The organism is Serratia sp. Sp408 (assembly GCF_057180665.1).
Genome location: NZ_JBXUFT010000001.1, coordinates 373,379 through 394,095, shown reverse-complemented (window position 1 = coordinate 394,095; position 20,717 = coordinate 373,379). Strand labels below are relative to the sequence as shown.

The window sequence follows — 20,717 nt, the reverse complement described above, 5'->3', positions numbered from 1 at the left end:
TTTGCCGTCTGAAGCTTTGCTTGCCAATCCGTCAAGAATTGGTGGGTCGTGCAGGATGACGCGGCTTACGCCTTGCCCTTCGGGCCATCACTGGGTGATGTTGTCTCGCTTACGCTCGACTCGAACCTTGACGGTTCTCATCCTTTCCGACTCAACGCTTGCCAATCCGTTAAGAATTGGTGGGTCGTGCAGGATTCGAACCTGCGACCAATTGATTAAAAGTCAACTGCTCTACCAACTGAGCTAACGACCCACTGACGTGGTTACTGCCAACTACCAGGAAATTTTACTCACCGTTTTGAACTTGCAATTCCAAAACTGGTGGGTCGTACAGGATGACGCGGCTTGCGCCTTGCCCTTCGGGCCATCACTGGGTGATGTTGTCTCGCTTGCGCTCGACTCGAACCTTGACGGTTCTCATCCTTTCCGACTCAACGCTTACCAATCCGTTAAGAATTGGTGGGTCGTGCAGGATTCGAACCTGCGACCAATTGATTAAAAGTCAACTGCTCTACCAACTGAGCTAACGACCCAATTTCCTTGCTGCTTTAACACCTTGCAAGATGTCTTGGCAACGGCGGCATATATTACTAATTTATCTCAGCAGCGCAACCTAAATTTTGACTCATCGGGTTCAACTGCTTGTTCTTCACACGAATGAGCCCGAAATTCGGCCTGATCGGCCAAATTCCGGGCTCTTTTTTGCTATTAACCTGCAATACGCTTGTTGGCCTGCTTGGCCGCATCGCTGGTTGGGTATTGCTTGATCACCTGCTGGAATACGGCTTTGGCTTTATCCGCCTGACCTTTTTCCTGCATGATGATACCGACCTTGTACATCGCGTCCGGCGCTTTTGGCGATTTCGGGTAATTTTTTACCACTACCGCAAAATAGTATGCCGCATCGTCTTTCTTACCTTTGTTGTAGAACAACTGACCAAGCCAATAATTGGCATTAGGCTGATAAGTAGACTTTGGATACTGTTTTATAAAGCCCTGAAACGCGGAAATAGCCTGATCGTACTGCTTTTTTTCCAGCGCCAGAGAGACAGCGGCATTGTAGTCACTGTTCTCGTCGCCCGTGCTGGCCGGAGCCGCCGAAGCTGCCGCCGGGGCACTGCTGCTAGCGGCGGAAGAAGCCGCCGCGGCAGCGCCTGCCGTAGCTGCAGAATTCTGAGCGCCGCCCTGCCCGAGGCTGTCTATCTGTTCATAGATTTGCTTCTGGCGTTCAACAACCTGGTTCAACTGATATTGGCTTTCCTGGATTTGACCACGAAGTGAGTCGATATCACGCTGGTTATCGGAGGCTTGTTGCTGGAGTTGGTTTAACAGCTGACCCTGAGCATTGGTGATTCGCTCAAGTGAGGTGACACGGTCTTCGACCGAGCCGGAGCCGACATTACTGATTGGCGCTTGGGCAGTAGCGGCCCATGGGACCGCTACGCCAACCAGTAACGACAGACTCAACAGGTGACGTCTGAAGTTACTGTTCATGCGATTCTCTTAGTAAACCAGAACGGCACGACGGTTTTTAGAGTAAGCCGCTTCGTCGTGGCCCAGTACTGCAGGTTTTTCTTTACCGTAAGAAACGATAGAGATCTGATCGGCAGAAACGCCTTTACCTTGCAGATACATTTTAACCGCGTTAGCACGACGTTCGCCCAGGGCGATGTTGTATTCTGGCGTACCGCGCTCATCCGCGTGACCTTCAACGGTCACTTTGTAAGATGGGTTGTTACGCAGGAAAGTCGCGTGCGCATCCAGCATCTGAGCGAACTCAGAAGAGATGTCATACTTGTCCAGACCGAAGTAGACAATGTTGTTCTTTTGCAGTTCTTGCATCTGCAAACGAGCTTGTTCTTCGGAAGACAGGTTGCTGCTGCCGCTTTCCATACCAGTGCCGCCTGCGCCTACACCAGATTGGTCGTTGTCCGCGCTTTTGTTAGAACTACAAGCTGCTACAGCCAGAACTGGCAGTGCCAGCAGAAGCCCTTTCAGCACTTTGTTCAGTTGCATTTCTTTGATCCTTTTATAGTTTGCCATACATATTTACACATGCATCACAGATACGGCGACCAGGCAGGGAATTTGACCTGTCCATCAGTTGCCGGAAGACGCGCTTTGAAACGCCCATCGGTCGATACCAATTGCAGCACGGAGCCCATACCTTGCGTGGAGCTATAGATCACCATGGTGCCGTTTGGCGCGATACTCGGCGTTTCGTCCAGGAACGTGTCCGTTAATACTTGAACGGCTCCCGATCCAAGATCTTGTTTGGCGATATGTTGAACACCGTTGTTAGTGGTCACCATCACCAGGAATTTACCGTCGGCGCTGACTTCAGAGTCCTGATTCTGGCCACCTTCCCAGGTCAGACGCTGTGCGGCACCGCCGCTTGCACTAATTTTATAAATCTGTGGCCGGCCGCCCTGATCGGAGGTAAACGCCAGAGACTGGCCATCCGGGAACCAGGTTGGTTCGGTATTGTTGCTGCGCCCGTCGGTCAGCTGAGTTATCTGGCCAGAGCCCAGGTTCATCACATACAGGTTCAGGCTACCGCTCTTGGACAACGCAAACGCCAGTCGGCTACCGTCCGGCGAGAACGCCGGCGCACCGTTGTGGCGCGGGAACGAAGCGATCTGACGGATGGCACCGTTAGACAGCGTCTGCACCACCAACGCGGAACGACCGCTTTCAAAGGTCACATACGCCAATTTGCTGCCATCTGGCGACCAGGTCGGCGACATCAGCGGCTGCGGCGAACGATGCACCACAAACTGGTTGTAGCCGTCGTAATCGGCAACGCGCAATTCATACGGGAACTTGCCGCCGTTGGTCTGTACCACGTAGGCGATGCGGGTGCGGAACGCGCCCTTGATGCCAGTCAGCTTCTCAAACACCTCGTCACTGGCGGTATGCGCCGAATAACGCAGCCATTGCTTGGTTACCTTGTACTGGTTTTGTGCCAGCACGGTGCCCGGCGAACCGGAGGTGTCTACCAGCTGGTAGGAAACCAGATAACCGCCGTCAGCGCCCGGTTGAACCTGGCCGACCACGACTGCATCAATACCCAGCGCAGTCCAGGCCGCCGGCGTCACTTCAGACGCGGTGGTCGGTTGCTGTGGCATACGTGCCGCATCGATCGGGTTGAATTTGCCGCTGTTGCGCAAATCCGCGGCGACGATCTTGCCTACGTCTTCCGGAGGCGTGCCTGGACCCGCCCATTTGAACGGCACCACGCCAATCGGCCGCGCAGAGTCGACCCCCTGGGTGATTTCAATGCGAACTTCCGCGTGCAACACGGAGGCCCACAGTATTAAAAAACCTAGCGCTACTCGAAATGCCTGCTTCATCTCATCTCCCTTATCCAGGCGGGATGCCTGCGATAAATTAGCAGAATTTTAACAAACCAACGCAAACAAAACTACGTTTACCCAACGCATTTCAGGCGATAGTCGGGGCGTCAAAAACGCGCTCCTCCGGCGCTTGCGCTAACAAGCCACCGGCGGGCATACGCGCGGTCGACGACGCGACGGCTCGAAATCCAAGGGGCATAATCCCTGTTGGTTACCTTAGTACATCCCTGCCGTTTCACTCGGCTAAACAACCATTATTGCGGCTTGAAGGTAAGAGGAGCATTCTTAAATACCTCATAGACCGCCTGACTTGGCGGTTTAGGGATCCGCGCCTGTTTCGCCGCGGCGATGGCCGCCTGGCACAGCGCAGGATCGCCCCCTTCAGCCTTCACGCTAATCAGCAGACCGTCCGGCGCCAGTTTGATTCGCAAATCACACTGGCGACCTTTGTACAGGTCGGCGTCATAGAACTTGCTCTGGATGGCGGCGGTAATCTGCCCCAGATAGCCACTGATTTCTGCACCGCTGGCACCGGCGGTCTTGGCATTGCCCTGTCCGGCCGGCTTACCGTCGCCCTGTTGCTTGCCGCCGCCTTTTGGCGCGTTTTTACCGTCGGCCAGACCACCGAACAAATCTTCAACCTCGGAAGACTGCTTGGCGGCTTCTGCTGCGGCCTTTTTCTTCGCTTCCGCTGCCGCTTTCTTGGCGGCGGCGGCTTTTTCTGCCGCGGCCTTTTTAGCGGCTTCGGCCTTGGCTTGCTTCTCGGCCTCCGCTGCGGCTTTCTTTTCGGCCTCGGCGGTCGCTTTGGCTTCCGCCGCTTTCTTCGCTTCTTCCGCCTGTTTTTTGGCGGCGGCGGCAGCGGCGGCTTCTTTCTTGGCCTCGGCTTGCGCTTTCTTCTGAGCATCGGCCTGAGCCTTGGCTATCTTGTCCGCGTCGGCTTTTGCCTTGGCGGCAGCTTGTTCAGACGCCTTCTGTTGTTCTCTGGCCTTCGCTGCAGCGGCTTCTGCCGCCTTCTGCTGTTCCACTGCCTGCTTTTGTTGCTCGGCGGCCTGTTTTTGCTGCGCGGCCTGGGCCGCTTTTTCGGCTTCGGCTTTCTCTTGCGCCGCCAGACGTTCCTGCTCCAGCGCTTTCAGACGCTGTTGCTCTTCGGTCTGCTGCTGCCGTAGCTCTTCCGCCTGCTGCTCCGCTTTTTTCTGGCGCTGCTTTTCTGCACGCTGCGCGTCGTTGCTCTGCTGTTGCTGGCGGTTGTATTGCTCCACCACCGCGCCAGGATCGACCATCACCGCGCCGACCACCGAGCCGTCGCCGCCACCGCCGGCGCTCATTTCAGCGTTTTCGTGCAGCGATCCCCAAATCAACAGGGCAATCAATACAATGTGCAGAACCACCGAAACAATAACGGCGCGGTTCAGCTTATCGTTTTGCTCAGTTGCCTTTACCAAAATAGATTCCCAAAAACTGGTGCTTAAACGGGGCTCCCGAACCGCAGAACGGGAGCCGGGTTGCCATTCGCCTTACGGTCAGATTGGCTGGGTCATCAACCCCACGGAAGCCACGCCCGCCTGATGCAGAATATTCAATGCCTTGATAATCTCATCGTACGGTACTTCCTTCGCCCCACCGATCAAAAAGACCGTCTTCGGATTGGCTTCCAGGCGCGATTTTGCTTCCGCTGCCACCTGCTCCGGCGGCAACAGTTCCATGCGATCGTGATCAACCACCATGGTGTATTGCCCGACGCCGGACACCTCAAGGATCACCGGTGGATTATCGTCACTGGATACCGTTTTGGAATCGGTGGCGTCCGGCAGATCAACTTCCACGCTCTGGGTAATGATCGGCGCGGTTGCCATAAAGATCAGCAGCAACACCAGCAGTACGTCCAGCAATGGAACTATGTTGATTTCCGACTTCAGCTCACGCCGTTTACGGCCACGTACTCTCGCCATACAACCTCCTACTTATTTGCTGTCGCTGGAGAAGGCCTGACGATGCAGAATGGCGGTGAACTCTTCCATAAAGTTGTCGTAATTCTGCTCAAGCTTGTTGACGCGCTGGTTGAGGCGGTTGTAGGCCATAACGGCCGGGATCGCGGCAAACAGACCGATCGCGGTGGCGATCAACGCTTCGGCGATGCCCGGTGCAACCATTTGCAACGTGGCCTGTTTCACCGCACCCAGCGCGATAAAGGCGTGCATGATGCCCCAAACGGTACCGAACAGGCCGATATACGGGCTGATGGAACCAACGGTCCCCAGGAACGGGATATGGTTTTCCAGCGTTTCCAGCTCGCGGTTCATTGAAATGCGCATCGCACGCGACGCACCTTCAATCACCGACTCCGGCGCATGGTTGTTGGCGCGGTGCAGGCGAGCAAACTCTTTAAAGCCGGAATGGAAAATCTGCTCTGAGCCGGTCAGGCTGTCTCGACGCGCCTGGCTTTCCTGATACAGACGGGAAAGCTCGATACCAGACCAGAATTTGTCTTCAAAGGCTTCGGCGTCACGCGTGGCCGCATTGAGGATGCGGGTACGCTGGATGATGATCGCCCATGAAGCCACTGAAAAGCATATCAGAATCAACATGATAAGCTTAACCAGCAGGCTCGCCTTCAAGAATAGATCTAGGATGTTCATGTCAGTCACTGCTTAAACTCCGCGACAATAGACTTAGGAAGCGCTCTGGGCTTCATTTGGTGTGGATCAATGCATGCAATCAATACATCCGCCTGACTCAACAGAGTCCCGTCGGCATTGACAATGCGTTGGGCAAACGTAAGGGACGCCCCGCGCATCTGGGTGATCTCACTCTGTACTTCCAACTGGTCGTCAAGACGAGCTGGCAGCAGGTAATCCACCGTCATGCGCCGGACAGCGAAAGCGATATTCTCACTGAGCAGCTGCTGTTGATGAAAGTTACGTTGACGCAGCATTTCGGTGCGCGCTCTTTCAAAAAAGGCGACGTAGCGGGCGTGATACACCACACCACTGGCATCGGTATCCTCATAATAAACCCGGACCGGCCATCGAAATAACGTATTACTCACTAGACTTCCCAGCAATGCAATTTAACGCTGCTACTATACGCAAGAGCGATCGGGTTGGGAATGGGTTACAAGAGGGGAACGAAAATAATTATGGGCCGCGAGAGCCCATATCATGGGGTGTGACGCATATTATAAAGAAACGTAAAGTAATCCAGCGGCAAGGATCACAATTGCGGGCAATGGCGCAAAAAAAGCGCGCCACAGCAGGCGCTGAGGCCGGAAACCGACGCCATGCACCATCCCGGCACACACCGCCCAAACCAGCAGGATGCCCTGCCAGATCTCCAGACTGCTGGTGCGCGCCGCAAAACGCGTCGGATCCCAGAATACGCTGCCGGCCATAAACAGCGCCAATGCCAGTGAAAGGGCCCGAATCGGGCCCTTGTCGACAACGGCATACAGCCTGTCAGTCAGCGAGCTCATCACTTGCCGTCTTGCTGGGCTTTGGCATCTTCGCTGTGCTCAAGCGCCAGCGCCGTGATGATACCGAAGGCGCAGGCAAGAAGCGTTCCGAGAATCCAGGCAAAATACCACATGGTTTAGCTCCTTATTCTTAGTACAGCGAATGCTTGTTGTTTTCGATGAAGTTCTTATCCAGCCGGCCAAACATTTTGTAGTATGCCCAACAGGTGTAGCCCAACACGATTGGCACGAAGATGATCGCCACCACGGTCATCACTTTCAGCGTCAACAGGCTGGAGGTGGCATCCCACATGGTCAGGCTCATGTTCGGGTTAGTACTGGACGGCATGACGAACGGGAACATGGTCACGCCGGCGGTCAAAATGACGCAGGCAATGGTCAGTGACGATGTCAGGAACGCCAGCGCTCCCCTTTCCAGACGTGAGAACAGCAGCGTGAACAGCGGTAACACCACGCCCAGCGCCGGCAGCGCCCACAGCGCCGGATAGTTGTTGAAGTTGATCAGCCAAGCCCCGGCCTGATGTGCCACTTCCTTGCGCAGCGGGTTGGATTCCGCCGCGGTGTTCAGCGCCGAGGTCACCACATAGCCATCGATGCCTTTCACCAGCCAGATACCTGCCAGCAGGAAGCACACCGCCATGATCAGCGTAGCGATCTGTGCCGCAGCGCGTGAACGCAGGTGAATTTCACCGGTGGTACGCATTTGCAGGTAGGTGGCGCCCTGGGTAATCAGCATGGTGAGGCTGACCACACCCGCCAACAGACCGAACGGGTTCAGCAGTTGGAAGAAGTTGCCGGTATAGAACAGACGCAGGTATTCGTCCATATGGAACGGCACGCCCTGCAGCAGGTTGCCGAACGCTACGCCAAACACCAGCGCAGGCACGAAGGAACCAACGAAGATGCCCCAGTCCCACATGTTGCGCCAGCGGCTGTTTTCCAGTTTGGAACGGTAATCAAAACCGACCGGGCGGAAGAACAAGGCGGCCAGCACCAGGATCATCGCCACATAAAAGCCGGAGAATGCGGCGGCGTACACCATCGGCCAGGCGGCAAACAACGCGCCACCGGCGGTGATCAGCCAGACCTGGTTGCCGTCCCAGTGCGGGGCAATGGCGTTGATCATCACCCGGCGTTCGGTATCGGTTTTCCCGATGATGCGCACCAGAATGCCAACGCCCATATCGAAACCATCGGTGACGGCAAAACCAATCAGCAGCACGCCAACCAGCACCCACCAGATAAAGCGTAGTACTTCATAATCAAACATACATGGACTCCTGTTTAGCGCGCTTCCTGCACGGCGGCAGTCGGTTGTTCAAAGTGATAGCGGCCAGTTTTCAGGCTGCTTGGCCCCAAACGCGCAAACTTGAACATCAGGTACATTTCAGCCACCAGGAACAAGGTGTACAAGCCGCAAATCAGCCCCATCGAGAACAGGATGTCGCCCACCGTCAGGGATGAGTTGGCAACCGCCGTTGGCAGCACCTCACCGATAGCCCACGGTTGACGGCCATACTCGGCAACGAACCAGCCGGCTTCTACCGCAATCCATGGCAGCGGCAAGCCGTACAGTGCCGCGCGCAGCAGCCATTTTTTCTGGCCGATGCGGCCGCGCACCACGCTCAGGAACGACAGACCGATGATGATCAGCATCAGCACCCCACAGGCCACCATGATGCGGAAGGCAAAGTACAACGGCGCTACGCGTGGAATGGAGTCTTTGGTTGCCTGGGCAATCTGCGCTTCCGTGGCGTCAACCACGTTCGGCGTATAGCGTTTGAGCAGCATGCCGTAACCCAGATCCTGCTTGGTTTTGTTGAACTCGGCGCGCACGGTCGGGTCCGTGTTGCCAGAGCGCAGCTCTTCAAGCAGTTGGTAGGCCTTCATACCGTTGCGGATACGCACTTCGTGCTGCGCCATCAGGTCTTTCAGACCGGTCACCTGGGTATCGGTAGAACGGGTGGCAATCAGACCGAGCGCATACGGGATCTGAATGGAGTAGGCATTTTCCTGTTTGTCCTGATTCGGAATGCCGAACAGGGTAAACGCCGCCGGTGCCGGCTGGGTATCCCACTCGGCTTCAATCGCCGCCAGCTTGGTTTTCTGCACGTCGCCCATTTCGTAACCGGATTCATCACCCAGTACGATAACCGACAACACGGCAGCCATACCGAAGCTGGCAGCAATGGCGAAGGAGCGTTTGGCAAAGGCGACATCGCGGCCTTTCAGCAGGTAATAGGCACTGATGCCCAGCACGAACATCGCGCCGGTGGTGTAGCCGGACGCCACGGTGTGAACGAACTTCACCTGCGCAACCGGGTTAAGCACCAGTTCGGAGAAGCTGACCATCTCCATGCGCATGGTTTCGAAGTTGAAGTCTGAAGCGATGGGGTTCTGCATCCAGCCGTTGGCGACCAGGATCCACAGCGCCGACAGGTTGGAGCCAAGCGCCACGAACCAGGTTACCGCCATGTGCTGGACCTTGCTCAAGCGATCCCAGCCGAAGAAGAACAGGCCGACCAGCGTTGACTCAAGGAAGAACGCCATCAGACCTTCGATAGCCAACGGCGCCCCGAAGATGTCACCGACGTAGTGAGAGAAATACGACCAGTTGGTCCCGAACTGGAACTCCATGGTCAAACCGGTGGCCACACCCAGGGCAAAGTTAATTGCAAATAACTTGCCCCAGAATTTGGTCATGTCTTTATAGATTTGTTTGCCGGACAGCACATATACCGTTTCCATAATTGCCAACAAAAACGCCATGCCAAGCGTTAATGGGACGAATAGGAAGTGATACATCGCCGTTAAAGCAAACTGTAAGCGCGACAGTTCGACAATATCAAACATCTTGACTCCTTGCTCCTCGCAGGAAGACTCCGAATTGCAATTATTGGTATTACCCCATCCAGAAAGCTAACCAATAACGCCCCGCAGTGAATGCCCTAAACACAACAATTTTGATCCAGCCTCTCGGCTTTCAGCTATGCACTCCAACCTGGACCAGACCAGGTATGAACGCACCACCGAAAACCGACAGCGGGTAACAAATGCAACAAGATCAACAATTCATAATTACATTATGATGATACTCGCCCAAACCCACACAATAAATAGGTTTTTACGTGACGCGGGTTGGAAATTTGGATACAGGTCAAAACGTAGCCAAAAGTGGTACTCGGGTGCAAATTGATCTGGAACAATTTAAGCCTAACTGGAGTTTATTTCCAGATTCATCACACGATTTCGTCTAATTTTCTTGAGGCCGTGTTAATTAATGGTTTAATTGTTTTTTAATGATATTTTTGTGTTAATGGCTTGTGACCGAAAAGGCTGACATTAGAGTAAACGGCTATTTTAATGCACCGAATATTAACCTTTTATTTTCCTGCAAGACTTATCCTGCCTTGAGTCAAAATGACGGATAGGCTAATTAACTATAGCGTCAGTTTGCGGAGTCGATCGCAAATTTTATAATTTTATTTTCTTACGCCGCAGCAAGGCACGTTTTGATCACTGGACATAAAAAAGGCCGCCCAATGGGCGGCCAAACATGTCGAAATGGTGTTATCGCGTACTGATTAGCGATTCAATACCGCTTTCACGGCGTCACCGATGTCAGCCAGGCTGCGTACGGTTTTCACCCCTGCCGCTTCCAGCGCGGCGAATTTCTCATCCGCAGTGCCTTTGCCGCCGGCAATGATGGCGCCAGCGTGGCCCATACGTTTGCCCTTCGGCGCGGTAACGCCAGCGATATAGCCAACCACCGGCTTGGTCACGTGTTCCTTGATATAGGCTGCCGCTTCTTCTTCCGCGCTACCGCCGATTTCACCGATCATGACAATAGCTTCAGTTTGCGGATCTTCCTGGAACATTTTCAGGATATCGATGAAGTTAGACCCAGGAATTGGATCGCCGCCAATGCCCACGCAGGTGGACTGACCCAGACCTGCATCGGTAGTTTGCTTCACCGCTTCATAGGTCAGCGTCCCGGAACGAGAAACAATACCCACTTTACCCGGCAAATGGATATGGCCAGGCATGATGCCGATTTTGCATTCGCCCGGAGTGATCACACCTGGGCAGTTCGGGCCGATCATCCGCACACCCGCTTCATCCAGCTTCACCTTGACGGTCAGCATGTCCAGCGTCGGGATGCCTTCGGTGATGGTGATGATCAGTTTGATGCCTGCATCGATGGCTTCCAGGATGGAGTCTTTACAGAACGGTGCAGGAACGTAGATAACAGACGCGGTAGCGCCGGTGGTTTCTACCGCTTCACGCACGGTGTTGAACACCGGCAGGCCCAGATGCGTGGTGCCGCCCTTGCCTGGCGTTACACCGCCAACCATTTTGGTGCCGTAGGCGATCGCCTGCTCGGAGTGGAAGGTCCCCTGGCTACCGGTGAAGCCCTGGCAAATTACTTTGGTGTTCTTATCGATTAAAATGGACATTATTTACCCTCCACTGCCGCAACAACTTGCTGAGCCGCATCAGTCAGGCTGGTCGCAGCAATGATATTCAAACCGCTGTCCGCCAGTTTCTTGGCGCCCAGTTCGGCGTTGTTACCTTCCAGACGCACCACCACCGGGACGTTAACGCCCACTTCAGCCACTGCGCCAATGATACCGTCGGCGATCAGATCGCAACGCACGATACCACCGAAAATGTTAACCAGAACCGCTTTCACCTTGTCGTCAGACAGGATGATTTTGAACGCTTCGGTCACACGCTCCTTGGTTGCGCCGCCACCGACGTCCAGGAAGTTGGCCGGTTCGCCACCGTGCAGTTTAACGATGTCCATGGTACCCATCGCCAGACCTGCGCCGTTAACCATGCAGCCGATGTTGCCGTCCAGCGCGACGTAGTTCAGTTCCCACTGCGCTGCACGTGATTCGCGCTCGTCTTCCTGAGAAGGATCGCGCATTTCACGCAGTTCGGACTGGCGGAACAGGGCATTGCCGTCAGCGCCCAGTTTACCGTCCAGGCAGATCAGATCGCCCTGCTTGGTGATCACCAGCGGGTTGATCTCAACCATCGCCAGATCGCGTTCGATAAACAGCGTGGCCAGACCCATGAAGATCTTGGCGAACTGGCTGACCTGCTTGCCGGTCAGACCCAGTTTGAACGCCAGCTCACGCCCCTGGTAAGGCTGTGGGCCTGCCAGTGGATCGATGGTCATCTTGTGGATCAGTTCCGGGGTTTCTTCCGCCACTTTCTCGATTTCCACGCCGCCTTCGGTAGACGCCATGAACACGATACGACGCGTACCGCGGTCAACCACCGCGCCCAGGTACAGCTCTTTATCGATGTCGGTCGCCGCTTCCACCAGGATCTGGTGAACCGGTTGGCCCAGCGCGTCAGTCTGGTAGGTCACCAGACGTTTGCCCAGCCACGCTTCGGCGAAGGCGCGGATATCTTCCTTGCTGTTAACCACTTTAACGCCGCCAGCTTTGCCGCGGCCGCCAGCATGAACCTGACATTTCACTACCCACGGGCCGGAGCCGATTTTGGAGGCGGCTTCTTCTGCTTCACGCGGTGTAGTACAGGCATAACCGGTTGGTGCCGGCATACCATACCGAGCAAACAGCTGTTTTGCCTGATATTCGTGTAAATTCATGATGTTCTATCCATTCAGGTCTGAAGTTTTAGCCGGGTCACCGTTGCGGAAAAACCGCGTGACGTATCGGCCACATAGCACAGAGTGCGGGCGCGACATTGCCGCGCCCAGGTAGGCGTTACTATACGTCCAGCAGCAGACGAGCCGGATCTTCCAGCATCTCTTTCACCGTCACCAGATAACCCACGGACTCTTTGCCGTCGATCAGGCGGTGATCGTAAGAGAGCGCAAGATACATCATCGGCTGAATGACCACCTGGCCGTTCACCGCCATTGGACGATCCTTGATGGCATGCATGCCGAGGATCGCGCTCTGTGGCGGGTTGATGATCGGGGTAGACATCAGCGAGCCGAAGACGCCGCCGTTGGTAATGGTGAAGTTACCGCCGGTCAGTTCTTCCACTTTCAATTTGCCGTCACGGCCTTTGACCGCCAGCTCTTTGATTTTCTTCTCGATGTCCGCCATGCTCATGGTGTCCACGTCGCGCAGAACCGGCGTTACCAGGCCACGCGGGGTAGAAACCGCGATGCTGACGTCGAAGTAGTTGTGATAGACAACGTCTTCACCGTCGATAGAGGCGTTCACTTCCGGATAGCGTTTCAACGCTTCAACCACCGCCTTGATGTAGAAGGACATAAAGCCCAGACGTACACCGTGGCGTTTTTCGAAGGCTTCGCCGTATTGCTTGCGCAGATCCATGATCGGCTGCATGTTGATTTCGTTGAAAGTCGTCAGCATGGCCGTGCTGTTCTTCGCTTCCAACAGACGCTCGGCCACGCGTTTGCGCAGACGAGACATCGGCACGCGTTTTTCGGAGCGTGCGCTCAAGGCTGGCTGCGGTGCGGCCTCTGCCGCTGCCGCCGGCTTGGCGGCTTGCTTGCCGCCGTTCGCCAGGTGCGCTTCAACGTCTTCACGGGTGATACGGCCACCCACGCCGCTGCCCTTGATGGCGGCAGCATCGAGATCGTGTTCGGCAATCAGACGGCGAATCGCCGGGCTGAGCGCGTCATTGCTCTCTTCGTCCAGGCTGGCGGTAGCGCGCTGGGCCGGGGTGGATTCTGTGCTCTGGCTCTTTTCTGCGGTCGGTTTGCCCGCGCTGTCGCCCGGGCGAATACGCCCCAGGATTTGACGAGAAAGCACCGTGGCACCTTCGTCTTCAACGATCGCATCCAGGATGCCCGCTTCACTGGCCGGTACTTCGAGTACCACTTTGTCGGTTTCGATCTCTACCAGCACTTCATCACGGTTTACCGCATCACCCGGTTTTTTATGCCAGGTCGCCACGGTCGCATCCGCTACCGATTCAGGAAGGTCAGGAACCAGAATATCTACGCTACTCATTAGCTTTCCCTTAAATTTTTAATCAATATTCAGCGCATCATTAACCAGAGCCTGTTGCTGCTTCTGGTGTACGGACATATAACCCACTGCCGGCGAGGCAGAGGCTGGACGCCCGGCGTAACGTAAAGAGGCCCCGAAAGGAATCACTTCACGGAAATTATGCTGGCTACAGTACCAGGCCCCCTGGTTCAGCGGCTCTTCCTGACACCAGACGAAGTCATGCACGTGCGCATACTGTTCCAGTACCGCCTGCACCGCCTGGTGCGGGAACGGGTACAGCTGTTCGATACGGACGATGGCGACGTCTTTCTTGTCGTTTTTGCGGCGTTGTTCCAGCAGGTCGTAATACACCTTGCCCGAGCACATCACCACACGCTTGACCGCTTTCGGATCCAGCGCGTCGATTTCACCGATCGCCGGCAGGAAGCTGCCGTTGGCCAGTTCATCCAGCGAGGATATGGCCAGCGGATGGCGCAGCAGAGATTTCGGCGACATCACCACCAGCGGACGGCGCATGCCGCGCAACGCCTGGCGACGCAACATGTGATAAACCTGCGCCGGCGTAGACGGGATGCACACCTGCATGTTCTGTTCGGCACACAGCTGCAGATAACGTTCCAGACGTGCGGAGGAGTGCTCCGGGCCCTGGCCTTCGTAACCATGCGGCAGCAACATCACCAGACCACACATGCGGCCCCATTTCTGTTCGCCAGAGCTGATGAACTGGTCAATCACCACCTGCGCGCCGTTGGCGAAGTCACCGAACTGCGCTTCCCAGATGGTCAGGGTACGCGGTTCTGCGGTGGCGTAGCCGTATTCGAATGCCAGCACCGCTTCTTCAGACAGCACCGAGTCCCATACCTTGAACTCGCCCTGGCCGGAATGCACATTGGACAGCGGGACGTACACCGAACCGTTTTTCTGGTTGTGCACCACCGCATGGCGGTGGAAGAAGGTACCGCGACCGGCGTCTTCACCGGACAGGCGGATTGGGATGCCTTCATCTACCAGCGTGGCATAGGCCAGCGTTTCGGCCGCGCCCCAGTCGAACGGTTTGTTGCCGGCGGCCATTTCGCTGCGATCGCCATAGATTTTTGCTACCCGCGACTGCATTTCTACCGCGTCCGGCACCGTACTGATACGGCGCGCCAGATCCTGCAGGCGTTTGGTTTCAACCTTGCTTGGGTACTCTTCGTCCCACTCGTGGTTGAGGTACGGCGACCAGGTAAAGGAGTGCAGATTCATCGGCCGCCACTCTTCCACCACGCATTCGCCGCGGTCGAGCGCATCGCGATACAGGTTGACCATTTCCGTGGCATCTTCCAGCGTGGCGACTTTTTGCTCGGTCAGCACGTCGGCATAAATCTTGCGAGGTGTCGGATGCTTTTTGATCTTCTGATACATCACCGGCTGGGTTGCACTTGGCTCATCGGCCTCGTTGTGCCCATGGCGACGGTAGCAGACCAGATCGATCATCACGTCACGTTTAAAGGTGTTACGGAAATCCAACGCCAGACGGGTAACAAAGGCTACCGCTTCCGGATCGTCCGCATTGACGTGGAAGATAGGCGACTGCACCATCTTGGCAATGTCGGTACAGTATTGGGTCGAGCGCGCATCCTGCGGATTGGAGGTGGTAAAACCAATCTGGTTGTTGATGACGATACGCACCGTGCCACCCACTTCGTAGCCGCGCGCCTGAGACATGTTCAGGGTTTCCTGCACCACGCCCTGACCGGTAATCGCAGCGTCACCGTGGATGGTGATTGGCAGCACCATGTTACTGCGCGCTTCGTCCAGACGATCGCGACGTGCGCGAACCGAGCCCATGACCACCGGGCTGACGATCTCCAGGTGTGACGGGTTGAACGCCAGCGCCAGGTGCACCATGCCGCCTTCGGTTTCAACGTCGGAGGAGAAGCCCTGGTGATATTTTACGTCGCCGGTACCGAGGTGCTCTTTGTGCTTGCCGGCGAATTCGTCGAACAGATCGGCCGGTTTTTTACCCAGCACGTTGATCAGCACGTTCAGTCGCCCACGGTGAGCCATGCCCAGCACCACTTCGCGCGTGCCGTTCTTACCGGCATGACGCACCATTTCCTTCAGCATGGGTACCAGCGCGTCGCCGCCTTCCAGCGAGAAGCGTTTCGCCCCTGGGAACTTGGCGCCCAGATAGCGTTCCAGCCCTTCCGCCGCGGTCAGCTCGTTCAGGAAACGACGCTTTTCGTCAGTGGTGAAGCTGGCATGACCGACCACGGACTCAATACGCTGCTGGATCCAGCGTTTTTCTTCCGTGTTGGTGATGTGCATGTATTCCGCACCGATCGAACCGCAATAGGTCTGCTTCAGCGCGGCGTACAGATCCGCCAGCTTCATGGTTTCCTTGCCAATGGCAAATGAACCCACGTTGAAACTTTCCTGGAAATCCGCCTCGGTCAGGTTGTGGTATGCCGGATCGAGGTCAGAAACCGCTTCCTGCTTCCACAGCCCGAGCGGATCGAGGTTGGCATGCTGATGTCCGCGGAAACGGAAGGCGTTAATCAGCTGCAATACCTTGACCTGCTTGGCATCGGTTTCAGGATCGGTGATGGTGGAGTTATAACGCGCAGAGTCCTTCGCCAGCCGGCGGAAGTATTCACGAGTTTGGGAGTGGAGTTGATCGGGTTTGACACCCGCAGTTGGTAGCTGTTGGAAAATGGAACGCCAGCTATCTTCAACGGAGCCCGGATCGGTTAAAAAGTCTTCATAGAGCTGCTCTATGTAGGACTGGTTCGCGCCCGCCAGATAGGAGGAATCCAGCCAGGCCTTCATTGCGCCGTTCTGCATTATGATCCCTTAAGCTTTAAAGCTTTAGTTTTCGCCGTGGTTAACATAATTACCGTGATTGAAACGGTTTGCCGTAAAAACGGTTCACTGGACGTATCCCCTGGGCTGCCAATGCAGGGCATCGGCGACTTCGGGTATCTATTTACGTTCTGCTATGGACCTTGCGGTCCCTTACAAGGAACCTCTAAAAACCGGCGGGACGAACCTGATTGTCTGCTGCCACAATCACGGGTCAGTTTTTAGAGGTTTCCTGCCAATGGTGCGCCGGGCAAGCCCGGCGCACCATCCGATTATGCGCCGCGTTGCAGCAGCATCGACTTGATGTGACCGATAGCGCGGGTCGGGTTCAAGCCTTTAGGACATACACTGACACAATTCATAATGCTATGGCAGCGGAAAACACTGAAAGCGTCGTCCAGATCATCCAAACGTGCTGCGGTTTCGGTGTCACGGCTGTCAATCAGGAAGCGATACGCCGCCAACAGGCCAGCCGGGCCAACGAATTTGTCCGGGTTCCACCAGAACGACGGACACGAGGTGGAGCAACAGGCGCACAGAATGCACTCGTACAAACCATCAAGTTTAGCCCGTTGTTCTGGCGATTGCAGGTGCTCGCGCGCCGGCGGCGTTTTTCCGTCGTTCAGCAGGTAAGGCTTGATCTTTTCATACTGGGTATAAAACTGCCCCATATCGACCACCAGGTCGCGTACTACCGGCAACCCCGGCAGCGGGCGAATGACGATTTTACCCTTGCCTTTGCTCAGCGACGACACCGGGGTGATACACGCCAGGCCATTTTTACCGTTCATGTTCAGACCGTCGGAACCGCACACGCCTTCACGGCATGAGCGACGGAACGACAGCGTCGGATCCTTTTCCTTCAGCAGAATCAGCGCGTCCAGCAGCATCATGTCGCGCCCTTCTTCCGCCTCAAGCTGGTAATCCTGCATGTGCGGAGCGTCGTCGACATCCGGGTTATAGCGATATATTGAGAATTCGAGTTTCATCAATCGATCTCCGCGAAATTAGTAAGAACGCACTTTCGGCGGGAATGCCGGGCGCAGTGTCGGTTGCATGTTCACTTCACGACGCGTCATGCTTTCCGACTGCGGCAGATACAGCGAATGGCACAGCCAGTTGGCATCGTCACGTTCCGGATAGTCGAAGCGGCTGTGCGCGCCACGGCTCTCGGTACGGAAGTTGGCCGAAACGGCGGTGGAAAACGCAGTCTCCATCAGGTTATCCAACTCCAGGCATTCAATACGCTGGGTGTTGAATTCGCTGGAGGTATCGTCCAGACGGGCGTTCTTCAGGCGTTCACGGATCACTTTCAGCTCTTCCAATCCTTTCGCCATCGCATCACCTTCGCGGAACACCGAGAAGTTGTGCTGCATACAGGATTGCAGTGCCTTGCGGATTTCGACCGGATCTTCACCGGAGCGGGTATTGTTCCAGCGATTGAGGCGGTCCAGCGAAGCTTCGACGTCAGAGTCGCTGGCGTCACGGCTTTCACCCTGCTCTGCCAACGATTCCTGCAGGTGCATGCCGGCGGAACGGCCGAACACCACCAGATCCAGCAGCGAGTTACCGCCCAGACGGTTGGCGCCGTGTACCGATACGCAGGCGATTTCACCCACCGCGAACAGCCCCGGAATCACGACGTCTTCACCTTTTTCGTTCACCGTCAGCGCCTGACCGGTCACTTTGGTCGGAATACCGCCCATCATATAGTGGCAGGTCGGGATAACCGGGATCGGTTCTTTAACCGGATCGACGTGAGCAAAGGTACGCGACAGCTCGAGAATGCCCGGCAGGCGAGATTCCAGCACGTCCTTACCGAGGTGATCCAGTTTCAGCTTGGCATGCGGACCCCATGGACCCTCGCAGCCGCGACCTTCGCGGATTTCGATCATGATCGAACGGGCAACCACGTCGCGACCCGCCAGATCCTTGGCGTTTGGCGCATAACGCTCCATAAAGCGCTCGCCGTGCTTGTTCAGCAGGTAGCCACCTTCGCCGCGGCAACCTTCGGTAACCAGTACCCCGGCTCCGGCGATGCCGGTTGGGTGGAACTGCCACATTTCCATATCCTGCACTGGCACGCCGGCACGAATAGCCATGCCGACACCATCGCCGGTATTGATGTGGGCGTTGGTAGTGGACTGGTAAATACGGCCCGCACCGCCGGTGGCCAGCACGGTCGCCTTGGCCTTGAAGTACACCACTTCGCCGGTTTCAATACAGATGGCGGTAGTGCCCACCACCGCGCCATCCTGGTTTTTGACCAGATCAAGCGCGTACCACTCGGAAAAGATGGTGGTGTGATTCTTCAGGTTCTGTTGATACAGGGTGTGGAGCAGCGCATGACCGGTACGGTCAGCCGCCGCCGCGGTACGTGCCGCCTGCTCGCCGCCGAAGTTCAGCGACTGGCCACCGAATGGACGTTGGTAAATGCGGCCATCGTCCAGGCGGGAAAACGGCAAGCCCATGTGTTCCAGTTCCAGAATCGCTTCCGGGCCGGTTTTACACATATATTCAATGGCGTCCTGGTCACCGATGTAATCGGAGCCTTTCACCGTATCGTACATATGCCATTCCCAGTTGTCCTCGTGGCTGTTACCCAGCGCAACGGTGATACCGCCCTGGGCAGACACGGTATGGGAACGGGTCGGGAATACTTTTGACAGCAGGGCACAGGTTGAGCCCGCTTGGGAAATTTGCAGTGCCGCGCGCATACCTGCGCCGCCTGCACCGATAACCACTGCATCAAACTCTCTGACTGGCAGTTTCATTGTTTACGCACCCCACACTACGATTGTTCCGTACAGTAAATAGACCAGCAACGCGACGACAATCGCCAGTTGCAGCATCAGGCGTAACGCCAGTGGCTTGATATAGTCCGTCAGCACCTGCCACATACCGATCCAGGCGTGCACCAGAATCGACAACAGCGTTAACAGGGTGAATACTTTCGTAATGCTGGTTGCGAAGAAACCGCGCCAGATTTCATAGGTCATGTCCGGAGCCGTGGCAACAAAGCCCAGGATATAGAGAACATACAGGGTGATGACGATGGCGGAAGCACGCAGTAACAACCAGTCGTGTACGCCGTTACGTCCTAATGCAGAAACATTGCTTACCATACGAGGACTCCAGCCAGAATTGACAGCACGGCGGTCAGAACGAACGCCACCTGGGCAGAACGCTGGCCAGCGGCTAAACTCTCTTCGATATAGCCAAAATCCATTAACAAGTGACGAATGCCACCGCAAATGTGATAGGCCAACGCAGTGAGGATCCCCCAGAAGATGAATTTGACGAAGAAGCTATTCATGATGGCGGCAGCCTGCAGGAAACCCTCTTGGGAGGAGAGTGACATGCCCAGCAGCCAGAGGAGGATACCCACGGCAACGAAGGTAATTACGCCAGAGACTCGGTGTAAGATGGACGCTATCGCAGTTACGGGAAACCGGATCGTTTGCAGATCCAGGTTGACAGGTCTTTGTTTTTTCACGGTTTTGCCCACACAGCTCTTATTATTTTCCTTCCTCCGGGCCTGGGTGGGGATCAGACAGCGTTAAGAGCCAAAACCCTTACACGTCACGCGCTCAAACATCAACATCCTCTGTGCTTAAACGGCGCGTAGTTATAACGCTGGGTGCTCCTACTTCAGGGTAATCCGGAGACCTGGCGGCAGTATAGGAGGATCACATTCTGATTACAATTCCCGTACAATCCCTTTGATAACATTTCCCCCGAACAGTGATTTAGATCACGATTTTCACAATTGGTACAAAATTAATTATCTGATTTGACAAGAGATCAACATTTCCATTACATATAGGGGCACAAACGGTCCTATGATGCGCTATAGGTCAGCAGATACACTTCCCCCTACGCACAAGTTATGCAACAGTGTATTTGGTTAAAACCCCCGAACACGTCGTAGGTAATGATTAACAGAAAATAACGAATTCAACGAATCGTTAACAACTGGTCACCCGTCTCGTTCGCCTGGTCAAACCCAATGGATGTCACATTGTAGCCAGGAGGCAAGCGTATGTCCCCGACTGCCTGAACGGCATACACCATCGGGGTCGG

At 55.5% G+C, this 20,717-nt stretch carries 19 protein-coding genes, 2 tRNA genes and 2 other RNA genes; all 23 read right to left on the bottom strand.

The window, feature by feature from the left end:
- Positions 1-39: 39 nt before the first annotated feature.
- The 23 genes from AC2AXP_RS01940 to sdhC all read right to left on the bottom strand — a co-directional run bounded on the left by AC2AXP_RS01940 (position 40) and on the right by sdhC (position 20,142).
- Positions 40-162, bottom strand: a non-coding RNA gene (locus AC2AXP_RS01940) — RtT sRNA.
- Between the two features lie 15 nt (positions 163-177).
- Positions 178-253: transfer RNA gene (locus AC2AXP_RS01935), tRNA-Lys, on the bottom strand.
- Positions 254-319: 66 nt separating this feature from the next.
- Positions 320-442, bottom strand: a non-coding RNA gene (locus tag AC2AXP_RS01930) — RtT sRNA.
- 15 nt (positions 443-457) lie between these two features.
- Positions 458-533: transfer RNA gene (locus AC2AXP_RS01925), tRNA-Lys, on the bottom strand.
- A 175-nt stretch (positions 534-708) separates the two neighbouring features.
- Positions 709-1,494: a cell division protein CpoB gene (cpoB, locus tag AC2AXP_RS01920; protein ID WP_004965773.1), complete on the bottom strand. Its 786-nt coding sequence runs from the start codon at positions 1,492-1,494 to the stop codon at positions 709-711.
- A gap of 9 nt (positions 1,495-1,503) precedes the next feature.
- Positions 1,504-2,016: a peptidoglycan-associated lipoprotein Pal gene (gene pal, locus AC2AXP_RS01915; RefSeq protein ID WP_039992356.1), complete on the bottom strand. Its 513-nt coding sequence runs from the start codon at positions 2,014-2,016 to the stop codon at positions 1,504-1,506.
- 44 nt (positions 2,017-2,060) lie between these two features.
- Positions 2,061-3,353 carry a Tol-Pal system beta propeller repeat protein TolB gene (tolB, locus tag AC2AXP_RS01910; RefSeq protein WP_004965777.1) on the bottom strand — a complete coding sequence of 431 codons (1,293 nt, stop codon included), beginning with the start codon at positions 3,351-3,353 and terminating at the stop codon, positions 2,061-2,063.
- A 257-nt stretch (positions 3,354-3,610) separates the two neighbouring features.
- Positions 3,611-4,798, bottom strand: a complete 1,188-nt coding sequence (tolA, locus tag AC2AXP_RS01905) for a cell envelope integrity protein TolA (RefSeq protein ID WP_004965779.1) — start codon at positions 4,796-4,798, stop codon at positions 3,611-3,613.
- A gap of 78 nt (positions 4,799-4,876) precedes the next feature.
- Positions 4,877-5,305, bottom strand: a complete 429-nt coding sequence (tolR, locus tag AC2AXP_RS01900; RefSeq protein ID WP_004965781.1) for a colicin uptake protein TolR — start codon at positions 5,303-5,305, stop codon at positions 4,877-4,879.
- Between the two features lie 12 nt (positions 5,306-5,317).
- The gene (tolQ, locus tag AC2AXP_RS01895) at positions 5,318-6,001 is read right to left on the bottom strand and encodes a Tol-Pal system protein TolQ (RefSeq protein ID WP_039992358.1); all 684 of its coding nucleotides are present in this window, start codon (positions 5,999-6,001) and stop codon (positions 5,318-5,320) included.
- On the bottom strand, positions 5,998-6,402 hold the full coding sequence (gene ybgC / locus AC2AXP_RS01890; RefSeq protein WP_039992359.1) for a tol-pal system-associated acyl-CoA thioesterase: 405 nt from the start codon (positions 6,400-6,402) through the stop codon (positions 5,998-6,000). Before ybgC ends, tolQ begins: the two co-directional genes overlap by 4 nt.
- A gap of 129 nt (positions 6,403-6,531) precedes the next feature.
- Positions 6,532-6,825: a cyd operon protein YbgE gene (gene ybgE, locus AC2AXP_RS01885; protein ID WP_004965788.1), complete on the bottom strand. Its 294-nt coding sequence runs from the start codon at positions 6,823-6,825 to the stop codon at positions 6,532-6,534.
- The gene (gene cydX, locus AC2AXP_RS01880; RefSeq protein ID WP_004965790.1) at positions 6,825-6,938 is read right to left on the bottom strand and encodes a cytochrome bd-I oxidase subunit CydX; all 114 of its coding nucleotides are present in this window, start codon (positions 6,936-6,938) and stop codon (positions 6,825-6,827) included. Before cydX ends, ybgE begins: the two co-directional genes overlap by 1 nt.
- Before the next feature lie 17 nt (positions 6,939-6,955).
- Entirely contained in the window at positions 6,956-8,095 is a 1,140-nt protein-coding gene (cydB, locus tag AC2AXP_RS01875; protein WP_004965793.1) for a cytochrome d ubiquinol oxidase subunit II, read from the bottom strand.
- Positions 8,096-8,109: 14 nt separating this feature from the next.
- A complete protein-coding gene (cydA, locus tag AC2AXP_RS01870) occupies positions 8,110-9,678 on the bottom strand; it encodes a cytochrome ubiquinol oxidase subunit I (protein ID WP_004965795.1) in 1,569 nt (522 codons plus the stop codon).
- 731 nt (positions 9,679-10,409) lie between these two features.
- Entirely contained in the window at positions 10,410-11,282 is an 873-nt protein-coding gene (gene sucD, locus AC2AXP_RS01865; RefSeq protein WP_004965798.1) for a succinate--CoA ligase subunit alpha, read from the bottom strand.
- Positions 11,282-12,448, bottom strand: a complete 1,167-nt coding sequence (sucC, locus tag AC2AXP_RS01860) for an ADP-forming succinate--CoA ligase subunit beta (protein ID WP_004965801.1) — start codon at positions 12,446-12,448, stop codon at positions 11,282-11,284. The genes sucD and sucC overlap by 1 nt, the downstream gene beginning before the upstream one ends.
- Before the next feature lie 121 nt (positions 12,449-12,569).
- Positions 12,570-13,790 carry a 2-oxoglutarate dehydrogenase complex dihydrolipoyllysine-residue succinyltransferase gene (gene odhB / locus AC2AXP_RS01855; protein ID WP_004965803.1) on the bottom strand — a complete coding sequence of 407 codons (1,221 nt, stop codon included), beginning with the start codon at positions 13,788-13,790 and terminating at the stop codon, positions 12,570-12,572.
- Positions 13,791-13,808: 18 nt separating this feature from the next.
- Positions 13,809-16,616, bottom strand: coding sequence for a 2-oxoglutarate dehydrogenase E1 component (gene sucA / locus AC2AXP_RS01850; protein ID WP_004965806.1), 2,808 nt, complete (start codon positions 16,614-16,616; stop codon positions 13,809-13,811).
- Positions 16,617-16,906: 290 nt separating this feature from the next.
- Entirely contained in the window at positions 16,907-17,623 is a 717-nt protein-coding gene (locus AC2AXP_RS01845; RefSeq protein WP_004965808.1) for a succinate dehydrogenase iron-sulfur subunit, read from the bottom strand.
- A gap of 18 nt (positions 17,624-17,641) precedes the next feature.
- The gene (gene sdhA / locus AC2AXP_RS01840; RefSeq protein WP_004965810.1) at positions 17,642-19,408 is read right to left on the bottom strand and encodes a succinate dehydrogenase flavoprotein subunit; all 1,767 of its coding nucleotides are present in this window, start codon (positions 19,406-19,408) and stop codon (positions 17,642-17,644) included.
- Between the two features lie 3 nt (positions 19,409-19,411).
- On the bottom strand, positions 19,412-19,759 hold the full coding sequence (gene sdhD, locus AC2AXP_RS01835; RefSeq protein ID WP_004965811.1) for a succinate dehydrogenase membrane anchor subunit: 348 nt from the start codon (positions 19,757-19,759) through the stop codon (positions 19,412-19,414).
- On the bottom strand, positions 19,753-20,142 hold the full coding sequence (gene sdhC, locus AC2AXP_RS01830) for a succinate dehydrogenase cytochrome b556 subunit (RefSeq protein ID WP_004965813.1): 390 nt from the start codon (positions 20,140-20,142) through the stop codon (positions 19,753-19,755). The genes sdhD and sdhC overlap by 7 nt, the downstream gene beginning before the upstream one ends.
- Positions 20,143-20,717: the final 575 nt, after the last annotated feature.